Here is a 15,229-nt window from a genome sequence, read left to right on the forward strand (position 1 = left end):
ATGAAATTACTGGTATATAGTGCAAAAGATTTTGAAATTCCTTTTCTAAAAAGTGCCAACAACAATCGATATGAGACAACCTATACCAAAAATGCGTTGGACAGTGAAACGGCATTAAAGGCTATTGGTTATAATGCTATTTCTATTTTCTCAGGAGACGATGCATCGTCAATTGTCCTAGAAAAACTTTGGGATTTTGGCGTTCGTTATATCACTTTACGTTCTAGTGGTTATAACAACCTTCATATTAAAACTGCAAAACGTTTTGGGTTTCATGTTGCTAATGCATCAGACTATTCGCCACATGCTATTGCCGAACATGCAACGGCACTTTTATTGGCTTTGAACAGAAAAATTATTTTGGCAAATACCCGAGTTCATAATTACAATTTTTTACAAGACGACTTAATGGGATTTAATTTGCATGGTAAAACTGTAGGTATTATTGGCACCGGCAGAATAGGTAGTATCATGGCCAAGATAATGCATGGTTTTGGATGTGAAATTCTAGCATACGACCAAGCACCGGATTATGACCTTATTGAGCTTTGTAATGTAACCTATACCCCAATGAAAGAGTTATGTGAAGCGTCTGATATCATTAGCCTTCACATACCCATGAATTATGAAAACTATTATTTCATCAATAAGGAAAAATTATCTTTAATGAAAAATAGTACAATTCTTATAAATACCGCAAGAGGGGAATTGGTAGACACTAACGCATTGATAGAAGCATTAGAAGCTAAAGAGATTGCCGGGTATGCTACCGATGTATACGAAAAAGAAAAAGGTATTTTCTTTAAGGACCATTCTAAAACTGAAATAAACGATGAACGTTTAAAAACATTATTATCGCTTCCCAATGTTTTATTAACACCCCATCAAGCTTTTATAACCAAAGAAGCTTTAACGAATATAGCAGAGATAACTTTTGAAAATTTAAAAAGTTGGTCTCAAGGCAAAATCAGTAAGAACGAATTGGGAATGGAACTAATTAATTCATAATAGTCTATAAATATCAATTAAAAATTTTCTTTCTTCTCTTAAATCTTGGTCTTTACGAGAACTCTTGATATAAAAGCATTTTACTTTTTAGCTAGTTATTTTTTTATTTCAAATTGGTAACTACCCGAAGTCAATTCTAAAACCACATTATGGTCTTGCATTGGTAAAATTCGAACACCTTTTACCTTTTTAATTTTCTTGCCAACAATGGTAATCTTGTTGGTACTGTCTACTGGCAACTTTAAAGTTGCAGTTGTATTGGCGGGTAATGTAACGATATACTTCCATACTTCATTTTCCCAGTGCCATTCACTTGAGATACGACCGTACATGCTATCATAATGCCCCTTGGCAAATGTCATATTCTTATCGGGATCTGGTGTGGGCATCAAAACAAAATGCTTAAAACCGGGATTTTCCTCATCTCTTTGAATACCTAGTGAATAATTATACATCCAAGCCGCGACAGCCCCAAATGAATAATGATTAAAGGAGTTCATACTATTATTACCGCTAAAACCATTTTCCACGGTATAAGAATTTAGGCGCTCCCAAATGGTAGTGGCCCCGTTTTTAACCGAGTACAACCAAGAAGGGTAGGATGTTTGCTGCAGTAGTCTATAGGCAATTTCACTTTTTCCGTTATCTGAAAGCGCCTTGTTAATTGAAGCCGTACCTATGAAACCTGTCATTAAGGAATATTCTGGACGAACAACTCCAAGTTCATCCTCATTTGAACGTTGAACAGTGGCTACCAAATTAGAAATGGACTTCGTCTTGTTCTCTTCGCTTAAAACACCCATGTTTAAAGGGATGGAATAAGAAGCTTGTGTGTCTACAAAATCCCCCGCTTTTTTTTGTCTATCCTCTGGTAACGGAGGTCCAAAGCGCATACTCTGGTTACCCAAGTGCACTGATTTTCCGGTATCGCTATCTACATAGGTCATATTGAAGAAAGCCTTTCGTTCCTTATATTCTTTTTGAAAAGCTTCGGCATCCACATGTTTACCCAACAACGTGGCCGTTTTGGCCAAAATTTCCAAATCTTTTAAATGATATGCCGTCCAAAAAGCCGTATCCTCATTTTTGAATCCCTCGGGGCTCAACCAATCACCCAAAGGCCCTTCGTTGATTACACCAGTTTCAGGGTCTATTTTTGAACTAAGAAAGGTCACATATCTTTTCATAGCGTCATAATGTTCCTCAAGCAAAGTCAAATCCCCGTATTGTTGATAGATTTCCCATGGGATGATAATACCCGCACTTCCCCATAAGGTTCCTCCAAAACCACCGCCTACAGGGGCTACATCGGTAAAACGACCATCTTTTCTTTGAATGTCCCTCATAGACAACAGATGCCTACTTAAAAATGGGTCTACATCGGCAAGGTAAGTCGATGCCTCCGAGAACACATTAATGTCACCACTCCAACCCATACGTTCATTTCTTGCGGGTGTATCCGTAGGGATGGACAAAAAATTACTTCGTAGCGACCAGGTTATATTTTCCCAAAGTTTGTTGACCAACTTATTGGAAGTTTCATAACTGGATGCCAATCTTTTTATTGAACTGACCACCAATCCCTTAACATCATTCAATGGCAAAGGTTCATCGATTCCGGTAATTTCCAGAAATCGAAAACCGTGGAATGTAAAACGCGGTCTTATAGTTTCCTCCCCACCTTTTCTAATATAGATATCCTGGGTCAATGCTGCCCTTATGTTTTCCAACATTACCATTCCTACATTAGGGTCATACTCCCTTAAATCCGGATACTTTACTTCGGCGTATCTCAATGTAATGGTATCCCCAGCTTTCCCGGGTGGTAGTTTTATTTCTGGAAAACCAACCATATTTTGATTCAGGTCGTACACAAAAACACCGGGTCGTACTTCCTCTACATTTACGGATGTCAACTCTTTTACAATAGAAGGGCTCTCGCCTATTTGCCCAATTAACTCCAAATTTTCGTAGCTTAAATCCTTAGCTTTATAGGTAGTCCCCTCTAGTGGCACCACCACTACCGACTTCCAATTCGCATCGTCAAAATTAGTAGTTGCCCAGCCTTCAATCGTCGACTCCTTATTGGCATCATATACTTCTCCTTGAAAGAAACTTCCATATTGTATGGGTCCATCCGTAAACAGTTTCCAATCCGAATCATTAGTGGTAATCACTTTTTCAGTTCCATCCTCATAGGTGATAATCAGTTGGGCCAATAATGATTGTCTATCTCCAAAAAAATTCCAATTTTCACCACTATAGGTAATATTTCCACTCCACCAACCTTCGCTTAGCCAAGCACCTAAAGCATTGTTACCATCTATGAGATCGGTAACGTCGTAGGTCTTGTACATGTGGGTTTTATTATACTGTGTAAGCCCTGGAGTAAAATAATCATCACCCACTCTTTTGCCATTTAGGTACATTTCATAAATACCCCTAGCCGTAACATACAATCTAGCTTTGGCAACTTTATCATGGGTAACACTAAATTCCGTTCTTAACATGGGTTCCGAATTTTTACTTGGGTCTGCCAACACCAAAGTGCTTTCTGCCCCTCCAGAAATATATAATGCGCCATCTTTTAAAGCTAAATTGGAATTCCCATTGATCTGTTTTTCAAATACCCCATTATAATCTCCTTCTTTTTTAAAACCGTCGGAAAAAAGGGCATTGGAAGGAGCCCTGAAGTTTCTAATTTTAACATTGGAGAATTTGGCTTTTTGACCGGTGTTTGCATAGAATCCAATATCTGCTACCATAGGAAAACTGATGTAATTGTTTCCCGAACCTACAGGATTAAGGTTGATGCCTTTAGGGGCACGCGGATTATCAGCTGCGTTAGGATCTTTAGTCAGCTCATTATTTTCATCCATCCCGTTGAGATATACCCTAAAAATTCCAAAATTACATTCCGAATAGAAAATATGCTTGTCATTTTTATTGTCCTCATTTAGCAAAAACAAGGGTATTTCATAGCTTTTAAAAGGTTTGTTATTAGTATCCTCTGGCGCATAACCCACCCTATAAATATTAAATTTAGCCAAACCATCGTCGGAGCCATCCACGGAGGCAACATCCAATTCAAAACGTATAAAACTTTCATCTTTTCCAACCTTCACTCCTTGGATATTCATATCCTTATCCATCAAACGGGTATCATTCCCTCCAAACACAAAGGACGCCTGGGCACTTTTAGATTTCTCATCTAACTGTATACCATACTCTAATTTAAAAACGGACAAATAATGCGAGTATAAGACCAAATCTTCTTCACTACCACCAATCCATTGCGCGCCGTTCCATTGGTCGGAATTAGGATTGGAATCCATTAACCCCGTTTCAAACCATGATGCATTCTGTGACATTTTATCTTTTTCATCCCAAACGGAAAGTTGCCAATTGTACTTCGTCCTTGGTTGAAGCTTTTCGCCTTTATAAGGAATAGTCAAAGAACTAGCGCTGTTTACCTTTCCACTATCCCAAAGCAAATCTCCCTTTTCCGAGCTCACTTTAATTTGATACGCAGTTTGTTGTTGTCCATGAATATTCTCGATGGTCTTCATCTGCCAACTAAATCGCGGGGTCTCCACATCAATACCCATCGGGGACTCCAAGTATTCTACGGTAAGCTCCTGTGTAGGCGTTTGTCCATAGGTATAAAGAAGTGTGAATAAAAGAGTTACTGTAAGTGCAAATATTCTTTTCAACATATTTTTTATTAATTTAAAAGCTAATAAATAGTAAGGGAATCACCCTAAAAAGTAATATGCTCCAATATATTTTTTTATTTATAAATAACTGTTATGTACAGTTATGTTGACAAAATTAAATGGAAGAAATTACAACTTTTTTAATTTCTAAGTTCAAGTAATAAGTGCAACACGAATATTTAAAACAGATGGGGCTAGCCCCATCTGTTTTAGGCTCAATATTTATATTCGTCTTGCATGAAAAAATACAAACACTTATGCCTTCAGCAAAGGTATCAAATTCAGTCCCTATTGGATATGGGGTTGTCACAAACTAAAATAGCGGTTTACCTAGGGGTTAATAGGAGTACCATATCTCGTGAACTCAAGCGCAATATGCCTAAGCGAGGTAGAACAGCTGGATGTTATCTCGGAGAACACGCTCAACGAAAGACAGACTACCGTCATGTGGGTAAACTTAAGTCTTTTATATTGACAGAAGATATGAAAAGGCGGACCAAAGGGCTCATGATCCATGAGAAATGGAGTCCGGAACTGATAGCCAAGCGACTGGCGAAAGATTCCGAACAATGTGTGAGCCATGAGACTATATATAAATGGATATGGATGGCAAAGCATAGTAACCACAAAGATCACCTAGAATATAAAAAGCTCTATAAACACCTACGCCACACTGGACGCGGACAGAAGCGCAACAATATAAAGGACAGGCGTGGTGCCATAGCAGGAAGAATCGGTATAGATGAACGTCCAAAGGTTGTGGATAGCCGCTCTCGTATTGGAGACATCGAAGTAGACTTAATGATGGGAAGTAATCATAAATCCGCCCTATTGGTAATGACCGATAGGACAACTTTGATAACGATGATCGAAAAGCTCAAAAGTAAAAATGCAGATGAAGTATATGAAAAAATGAACCGGAGACTTACCAACTTTAACACATCATGGACCAGACCATCACATTTGATAACGGAAAGGAATTTGCCTACCATCATAAAATCGCAAAAGACTTAAATGTAAAGACTTATTTTACAAGACCATATACCTCTCAGGACAAGGGAACCGTAGAAAACAGAATAGGCGTTATCAGAAGGTTTTTTCCTAAGAGAACAGATCTTAGGGTTGTGTCGACCAAAAGAATAAAAGAAGTAGAAAGATTACTAAATTACAGACCTATTGGAAAATTTAATTACAATAACCCAATTGAAGTCCTAAACAACAAAGTTGTTACACTTATGGGTTGAACTCAGCATTTACTATCTTCGAAAAAACATTCTTTATAATTCATGCTACACCTCATCCAAATCATAGAAGATTCCAAAGTACCAAAATACAAGCAAATTATTAACTCCTTGTTTACAGCTATTGAAAACGGCGATATTAAGAAAAACGACAAACTGCCCTCTGTTAATGAGTTATTGATAGAATTTGATATTTCAAGGGATACTATAGTGAGGGCCTATGACCATTTAAAAAAACTGAAGGTCATAGAATCTGTGCCGGGTAAAGGCTATTACATAAAAAAAGATGACCTTGTTTTAAAGGCGAAGGTATTTTTACTCTTTAACAAACTAAGTGCACACAAAAAAATAATTTATGATGCCTTTGCCAAGGAACTTGGGGACAATGCCACGATTGATTTTTTTATTTATGACAATAACTACCGGCAGTTTAAAAATATAATTAAGGAAAGTAAATCAAGGGATTACACACATTACGCCATTATTTGCCATTTTGAGGAAGGGGGTGAAGACCTCATCAATTTTATTAAACAGCAAATCCCTTTAGAAAAGTTAGTTATTCTAGATAAAAAGGTTGATCTCTTAGGAACTTCAGTAGGATGTATTTATCAAGATTTTGAAAAAAATATTTATGATGCCCTAGCAGAACTAAACCCCTTATTAAAAAAATATAGACAAATAAAACTATTGTTACGAAAGAGAACCTACCATCCTGTGGAGATCAAAAAAGGGTTTATAAAGTTCTGTGGCCAGTATGCCTATGAATTTAATATTGTAGAGGAAATAGAAAATGAAATTATTGAAAAAGACACCGCCTACATCAACTTAATGGAAAATGACCTGGTTATTTTGATTAAAAAAATAAAGGAAACAACATTCACTCTTGGTAAGGATGTGGGTATCATTTCTTACAATGATACTCCTTTAAAAGAAATTCTTTTGGATGGTATTACCGTAATATCAACCGACTTTGAAAAATTAGGGAGGGAAGCTGCCAAACAAATTGTTGAAAAACAAAAACAGCAACTAGAAAATCCTTTTTATGTAATTCCCAGAAAATCACTTTAAAGTCATTCTTATAAAGAAAAACATATACCTAAAACCCTAACGCACTCATGAAAACAAAACCAAGCATAAATACAACATTATTATCCATTGAGCAAAAATTTAAGAATTGTCACATCAAAAATGCCTTAATAATTCTTCTTGTAGCGCTATGTTTTCCTACAATCGTTCAATCTCAAATTAATAACAATACCAACGATGCGGAACCCTGGAATGCCCAATGGATAACAGGCCCAGGAATTTCAATTAATTCATGGACCGCCTCAAGAGACGCCAGTTTAAAAGAATATGGTGTTTTCAAGTTCAGAAAAACATTGGAATTAGAGCATGTACCGACTTCTTTCGTAGTACATCTGTCAGGCGACAATAGGTACAAACTATATGTGAATGGCGAATTGACCTCCCAAGGCCCAGCCCGTGGAGACCTTTACTTTTGGAATTACGAAACAGTGGACCTCGCCCCATTTTTAAAAAAAGGCAATAACCTTATTGCGGCAGTGGTCTGGAACGACGGCCCCGTTAAACCAGAAGCACAGATAACCCATTTAACGGGTTTTATTTTACAAGGTGATACGAAAATTGAAGAAGTCATCAACACGAATGATTCATGGAAAACCATAGAAGATGAAAGTTACGAACCCCTACCGGTTCGTGTTGGCGGTTATTATGTAGCTGGCCCAGGCGAATTGGTAGACATGTCCATAAACATCCAAGGATGGGAAAAATTGGATTACAATGACAAACAATGGGTTCAGGCTCGTGTTATGGGTACAGGGAACTTAAAACAATTTGCGGTCAACTCCTCTGGATGGATGTTGGTGCCGTCCCCTATTCCACAAATGGAAATGACAAAGGAACGATTGGCGTCCACTAGATTATCGAGTGGTGTGGTTGTACCAAAATCATTTCCAGCAGAAAAAGCGGATTTCTCTATACCGGCCAATTCAGAAGCTACCCTTTTATTGGACCAAGGTCATTTGACCAATGCCTACCCTACCCTTGTTTTCAGTGGTGGAAAAAATACCAAGATAGGCATGAGCTATGCGGAAAGTCTTTTTATCCATACTGATGAAGACCTTAGCGGCTTCAGAGTACCTGAACTTCCCAAGGGGAATAGAAATGAAGTTGAGGGTAAAATATTTATTGGTAAAAAAGACAGTATCATTTCCAGTGGAGCAGCAAATCAAACGTATGCACCCCTTTGGTGGCGTACATACAGATATGTACAAGTAACTATTAAAACCGAAGAGGAACCATTGACCATAAATGACATCTATGGGATATTTACGGGATACCCTTTTACCCAAAATGCCAGTTTAAATACCGGTAATGGAGAAATGGATAAAATAATGGAAATAGGATGGCGTACCGCAAGATTATGTGCTTTTGAGACCTATATGGACTGCCCTTATTACGAGCAACTTCAATATATTGGCGATGCAAGGATTCAAGCACTTGTTTCTTATTTTAATGCCGGAGATGACCGTTTGGCAAGATATGGACTAACATTAATGGACCACTCCCGTATTCCCGAGGGGATTACCATGAGCCGGTACCCCACAGATCTAGATCAGCAGATACCTACATTTTCACTATGGTGGGTGGCCATGTTACACGATTATTACAAGTATAGACCAGATGCTGATTTCATAAAGAACAAACTTCCAGGTGCCAGGGAGGTGATGTCCTTCTTTGCTTCCTATCAACAGGAAGATGGATCTTTGAAAAATGTACCCTATTGGGTGTTTACCGATTGGGCAAACGGTGATGGTTGGAATTTTGGTATGGCGCCCAAGGGAGCAAATGGCGAATCTGCTATTTTGGACCTTCAACTACTTTGGGTATACCAACAAGCTGCCGAACTTGAAGGTGATTTGGGCCTAAAGGATTTTCAAAAACTATACAATGAACGCGCAGAACAGTTAAAGCAGACCATAAGACAAAAGTATTGGGACACGAGCAGACAACTATTTGCGGATACACCAGATAAAAAATATTTCTCACAACATGTAAATTCCTTGGCCATTTTATCCGGTGTCAGTACAGGTGAGAAGGCAACAGTATTGGCCATGAATATTTTGAAAGACAAAAGTTTGGTACAAGCATCTATATATTATAAGTTCTACCTGCATCAAGCCTTGGCCAAAGCCGGTTTAGGGGATAATTATTTAGATTGGCTAGACAAATGGCGAGAAAACATAGCGATGGGGCTAACTACATGGGCGGAAGATTCTGAAGTAAGTACCGCTCGATCGGACTCCCACGCCTGGGGCTCAAGTCCAAACGTTGAGTTTTATCGCATTTTATTGGGTATTGACAGTGATGCACCAGGTTTTGCGAAAGTGCGGATTGAGCCACATTTGGGAGATATCAAAGAAATTAGTGGATCAATGCCCCATCCCTCAGGTGAAATATCTGTTCACTATAAACAGAGAAAAAATAAGTTGGAGGCAGAAGTGATATTACCTCAAGATTTAGAAGGAACATTTATTTGGAACGGAAATGAACATATCTTAAAATCAGGAACTAATAATCTTAGTTTATAATCTTGTGAAAATTTGTTTTCGTCCTTATATAGTTCCCAATTTTTTTAAATTTTCATTCTCCATTCATAACAGTACGGAATAGAAGTCATTGGTTATTTAAGTATTCTTGTCTTCTTTTATACACGAGACATTATGAAACTATCCAACTATTTACTATCAGGATTGTTATTATTAAGTATTCTAATCAGTTGCAATAAAGAATCAGCATCTTTAGAAACTTCCATAAACAGCGAAGAACTATTACAAAACTTTCAAAACCCACCAAATGAAGCTAAACCAAGGGTTTGGTGGCATTGGATGAATGGGAACATTACCAAAGAAGGTATTCGCAAAGATCTGGAATGGATGCATCGAACGGGCATCGGTGGTTTTCAAAATTTTGATGCCAATTTGTTTACACCTGTCGTGGTAGAAAAAAAGTTGGTCTTTATGGAGCCCGACTGGAAAGACGCCTTTAAGTTCACTACAGATTTGGCAGATAGCCTTAACCTTGAAATGGCTATTGCGGGATCACCTGGATGGAGTGTTACCGGTGGCCCCTGGGTAGAACCAAAAGATGGTATGAAAAAATATGTTTGGTCTGAACTTGAGGTTGAGGGCGGGCAAACATTTGCAGGAAAACTACCGGAGTCACCAAAGATAACTTCCTCCTTTCAAAATGTAGCAGCATCTACAGGTTTTTCAACGGATGAAGGTAAAAAAAAGGAAATACCCGAGTATTATGCCGATGCAGCCGTGGTTGCTTATAAAATTCCCGATAATTATACATCTTTGGCTAGCCTAAAACCAAAAGTGAGTTCTAGCGGTGGAAATTTCAATTTAGAAAACCTAACCGATAAAAATTTAAGTAACGGCATCTATTTGCCACCGGCCGGTGTTGGCGAAAAAACATGGATTCAATATACGTTTAACACACCAACCACTTTTAAAGCCTATACCGTAGTTGGTGCAGAAGTTGGAGAACTTGCCGTTTTCAATGGAATGCCCGAGAATAGGTCTATCGAAATTAGCGATGATGGAAAAACGTTTAAAAAAATAGCAGATATACCAGGTAATATTGTAGCTGAAACCTCGGGTGTTTTCCCTGACACTACGAGCAAATATTGGAGATTTGTATACGAAACGCTTCAACCAACCCCATCTGGTATTGCAGCTATGTTCGGCGCACCTACCGACACTAATCCAAAAGGGGTACATGTTGCTGAATTTGAATTATACAATACGGATCGTATCGGTGAATTTGAGGACAAAGCTGGGTTTTCTCCTTTTAAGGAAACTGGTGCTTTAATTGTTAATGCAGCTACCAATCCGATTTCGAAAGAAGGTGTTGTTGATTTGACTGCAAAAGTTGATGCCGAAGGGAATTTGAATTGGGACGTACCAGAAGGTCGTTGGCGAATCATCCGTTTGGGGTATTCCTTGACAGGTCGTGAAAATCATCCAGCTTCACCGGAAGCCACTGGCTTGGAAGTCGATAAATTAGATGAAGATGCTGTTCGCCGTTACATAAACTACTATCTAGACCTTTATAAAGATGCTACTGGTGGTAAAATGGGTGCAGAAGGTCTGGGCTATATTATTTTAGATAGTTATGAGGCGGGTCATATGAACTGGACACATGACATGCCCGCAGAATTTGAACAGCGCCGTGGTTATAGTATTTTACCTTGGTTGCCCGTTCTTACGGGCCGTACCGTAGAAAGCACTGAAGCTTCAGAGAAATTTCTTTGGGATTTTAGAAAAACAATCGGTGAAATGATCGTTGATAATCATTATACCATTATTGGCGAGGAATTAAAAAAACGTGGTATGGGCAGGTATACCGAATCTCATGAAAATGGTCGTGTATATTTAGCAGATGGTATGGATGTAAAACGTGATGCAGATATACCTATGAGTGCAATGTGGACACCGGGTGGTTTGGCTCCGGGCCCAGATGAGCAGGTTCGTAGCGAAGCAGATATTCGAGAAGCGGCCTCTGTAGCCAATATTTATGGCAAACCTTATGTTGCGGCAGAATCTATGACTTCCATTATGAATGCATTTAGTTGGCATCCAGAGAAGTTAAAACGTACGGCAGATTTAGAATTGGCATCGGGTTTAAACCGTTACGTAATACATACTTCTGTACATCAGCCTTTAGATGATAAAATGCCCGGTTTTTCTTTAGGTCCGTTTGGGCAATACTTTACAAGGCAAGAAACATGGTCTGGTGCAGGTGCAAAAGCATGGATAGATTACCTAAGTCGTAGTTCTTACATGCTACAACAAGGTAAGAATGTAGCAGATGTTTTATACCTCTATGGAGAAAATAACAACATTACATGGATATCTAAAGACACCCTACCTTCTATTCCCCAAGGTTTAGAATTTGATTATGTTAATGCCACCATTCTTAAAGCCGATATCACCGCTAAAGATGGAAATTTAGTCGCGCCAAGTGATGCTACCTATAAAGTGCTGGTACTCGACGAATCTACAAAAGAAATGTCTTTAGGTGTACTGAAAAAAATAAAGGAATTACAAGATGCAGGTGTCGCGGTAGTGGGTACCAAACCACGGTCCACGCCTAGTCTTGGTGATGATGCTGAAGAATTTTCACAGTTAGTTAGTTTGGTTGCTTCTAAAATGACAAGCTTTGACCAAATAAACCTTTCTGCGGATGTTTTAATTTCAAATACAGAAAATAAGGTTTTGTTCAGGCATAGAAATATTGGCAAAAACCAAGATATTTATTGGTTAAACAACCGATCGGAAAACCCCACTACATTAAAAGCCGATTTTAGGGTAAAAGGTAAAAAACCAGAACTATGGAACCCCATTACGGGCGAAGTAAGCGAGTTGTCTTATACTATTAATAATGAACGTACAGTAGTTGAGCTAGACCTAGATTCTTGGGGAACAGCTTTTATTGTTTTTGTAGATGACACCTCAAGAAATTCCTATTCAACTACCAAATCAGCCAAAGAACAAATTGCCGTATTAAAAGGACCATGGCGAGTAGATTTCCAGGAAAATAGAGGTGTACCTGCTATTGCAACTTTTGAAATTTTGCAAAGTTGGACCGAAAATACTGATGAAAACATCAAACATTTTTCAGGTACCGCTACTTATACCCATACGTTCGACCTTGCCAAAAAAATGGAAGGAAGTACATATCAAATTGATCTAGGATCCGTTAAAAATATTGCTGAAGTAATTCTTAATGGTGAAGTTGTTGGGACCGTTTGGAAAACCCCTTTTACTTTAAATATCACGGAAATGCTAAAAAGTGGTGAAAACAAATTAGAAATAAAAGTGACTAATACATGGGTTAACCGTTTGATCGGTGATGCCCAAAAGAAACCGGAAGAAAGAATTACCTTTACTACTATGCCCTTTTACCAAGGACATGAACCCTTGTTAACATCTGGACTACTGGGTCCGGTTGAAATAAAATCAATCCAAAAAAAGAGCAATTCATATTAAAAATATATTCAATGATTTCAAGTACAAAAAAGTTTACACATGTGGATTACCTCTGGGACGATGAGAAGGCAACCGCTTTGGGAGACGATCAGGTAGCTTTATTTCTTTATAGATCCAATATTTTAGGTGCTGATTTAAGAATAACCAATTACGGCGGTGGTAATACCAGTTGTAAAACAATAGAAAAAGATCCGTTGACCAATGAAGATGTTGAGGTAATGTGGATCAAAGGTTCCGGCGGTGATATCGGCACATTGAATAGGGCGGGAATTGCAGGTCTATACACGGAAAGATTACGCAACCTTAAAAACGTATATGGTGGTTTAGCAGATGAAGACCGTATGGTAGGCTTATTTAATCATTGTATTTATGATTTGGATAGCCGTGCACCTTCTATTGACACGCCTTTACATGGTCTTTTGCCTTTTAAGCATATAGACCATTTACACCCCGATGCGCTAATTGCAGTGGCTGCTGCCAAGGATAGTAAAAAAGTGACCAAAGAAATATGGGGAGACACCATGGGATGGGTTCCTTGGCAAAGACCTGGTTTTGACCTTGGTCTGCAATTAGAAAAATGTTTGAATGACAATCCAGGAATTAGAGGAATAGTTTTAGGTAGCCACGGTCTATTTACTTGGGGAGATACTTCGTTCGAAAGTTATATTAACAGCTTGGAAGTTATTGAAATGGCTTCTGAATATATTGAGAAAAAAATAAAGGAAAAGGGAAGTGTTTTTGGTGGACCAAAAGTAAAGTCCTTACCTGCTAATGAGCGAAAAGAAAAAGCTGCAGAGTTAATGCCCTTGTTAAGAGGTCTATGTTCTTCGGAAGCTAGAATGATTGGTCATTTTAACGATAGTGATGTCGTATTGGAATATATCAACAGTAATGATTTGGAACGGTTGGCACCCATGGGCACTTCCTGTCCCGATCATTTCTTACGAACCAAAATTCAACCCTTGGTACTACAACTAGATACCAATGAAGACTTAACACAAACGGATAGCGTTCTAGACAAATTAAACCCGGCTTTTGAACAATACCGCCAAGAGTATAAGGAGTATTATGACACCTGTAAAAAGGATAATAGTCCGGCCATGCGAGACCCTAATCCTGTTATAATTATCTATCCAGGTGTGGGCATGTTCAGTTTTGCAAAAAATAAACAAACTACCCGTGTAGCGAGTGAATTTTATATTAATGCTATCAATGTGATGCGAGGCGCGGAAGCTATAACATCCTACACCTCACTTCCCAGACAAGAAGCTTTTGATATTGAATATTGGTTGTTGGAGGAAGCAAAATTACAACGGATGCCAAAAGAAAAACCACTATCAAGAAAAGTGGCTTTTGTTACTGGTGCTGGTGGAGGAATTGGTAAGGCCATTGCAGATAAATTGGCAGAGGAGGGAGCTAATGTTGTACTCAGTGATATTGCCGAAGATAGATTAAAAGTGGCCGTAGAAACCTATGCTAGAGATATCGCAAGTTATGCGGTTTGTGATGTCACTAAAAGTGAATCTATAGCCGAAGCCTATAAAAATGCATGTTTGGAGTTTGGTGGAGTTGATATTGTAGTACACAGTGCAGGATTGGCCATATCCAAACCATTGACAGAAACAACCGATAAAGATTGGGAAATCTTACAGAATGTATTGGTAAAAGGGCAGTTTGATCTTGCAAAACAAGGAGTTGCCATCATGAGACAACAAGGACTTGGTGGTGATTTTATCAATATAGCTAGCAAGAACGGATTGGTTTCAGGACCTAACAATGTAGGATATGGTACTGCAAAAGCAGCACAACAACACATGTCTAGATTATTGGCAGCGGAACTTGCATCCGATAAGATTAGGGTAAATGTTGTAAATCCGGATGGCGTTATCGTTGGTAGTAAAATTTGGGAAGGCGAATGGGCCGAAGGCCGTGCAAAAGCTTACGGTATTACTGTAGAGGAACTTCCTGCCCATTATGCAAAAAGAAATTTATTGAACGAAATCATCTATCCAGAAGATATTGCAAACGGGGTATTTGCCCTTGTAGGAATTTTGGATAAATCCACAGGAAACATCATTAATGTAGATGGTGGTATGGCAAATGCTTTTGTAAGATAAATTGAATTGTAAATATCCCTCGTGGTAAGCCCACTAGGAATTCGAAGGAAATAATATTTAAATTTCGA

General features: G+C 38.5%; 7 protein-coding genes. 6 read left to right on the forward strand and 1 reads right to left on the reverse strand.

Annotated elements, in window-relative coordinates:
* Positions 1 to 1,008 (forward strand): 2-hydroxyacid dehydrogenase, encoded by a 1,008-nt coding sequence (locus tag AACZ49_RS04000; protein WP_339651910.1) that lies wholly within the window; start codon positions 1 to 3, stop codon positions 1,006 to 1,008.
* Positions 1,009 to 1,103: 95 nt separating this feature from the next.
* On the opposite strand, the gene AACZ49_RS04005 is transcribed toward AACZ49_RS04000, so the two are convergent.
* Entirely contained in the window at positions 1,104 to 4,724 is a 3,621-nt protein-coding gene (locus AACZ49_RS04005) for a family 78 glycoside hydrolase catalytic domain (protein WP_339651913.1), read from the reverse strand.
* A 237-nt stretch (positions 4,725 to 4,961) separates the two neighbouring features.
* On the opposite strand from AACZ49_RS04005, the gene AACZ49_RS04010 reads away from it, so the two are divergent.
* The 5 genes from AACZ49_RS04010 to AACZ49_RS04030 all read left to right on the forward strand — a co-directional run bounded on the left by AACZ49_RS04010 (position 4,962) and on the right by AACZ49_RS04030 (position 15,161).
* The gene (locus AACZ49_RS04010) at positions 4,962 to 5,738 is read left to right on the forward strand and encodes an IS30 family transposase (RefSeq protein WP_339651915.1); all 777 of its coding nucleotides are present in this window, start codon (positions 4,962 to 4,964) and stop codon (positions 5,736 to 5,738) included.
* 272 nt (positions 5,739 to 6,010) lie between these two features.
* Positions 6,011 to 7,033 (forward strand): GntR family transcriptional regulator, encoded by a 1,023-nt coding sequence (locus tag AACZ49_RS04015; RefSeq protein WP_339651918.1) that lies wholly within the window; start codon positions 6,011 to 6,013, stop codon positions 7,031 to 7,033.
* 47 nt (positions 7,034 to 7,080) lie between these two features.
* Entirely contained in the window at positions 7,081 to 9,576 is a 2,496-nt protein-coding gene (locus AACZ49_RS04020) for an alpha-L-rhamnosidase C-terminal domain-containing protein (protein ID WP_339651920.1), read from the forward strand.
* A 132-nt stretch (positions 9,577 to 9,708) separates the two neighbouring features.
* Positions 9,709 to 13,044: a glycosyl hydrolase gene (locus tag AACZ49_RS04025; RefSeq protein WP_339651922.1), complete on the forward strand. Its 3,336-nt coding sequence runs from the start codon at positions 9,709 to 9,711 to the stop codon at positions 13,042 to 13,044.
* Between the two features lie 11 nt (positions 13,045 to 13,055).
* Positions 13,056 to 15,161, forward strand: coding sequence for a bifunctional aldolase/short-chain dehydrogenase (locus tag AACZ49_RS04030; protein WP_339651924.1), 2,106 nt, complete (start codon positions 13,056 to 13,058; stop codon positions 15,159 to 15,161).
* Positions 15,162 to 15,229: the final 68 nt, after the last annotated feature.

Source organism: uncultured Maribacter sp., from assembly GCF_963975365.1.
GTDB lineage: Bacteria > Bacteroidota > Bacteroidia > Flavobacteriales > Flavobacteriaceae > Maribacter.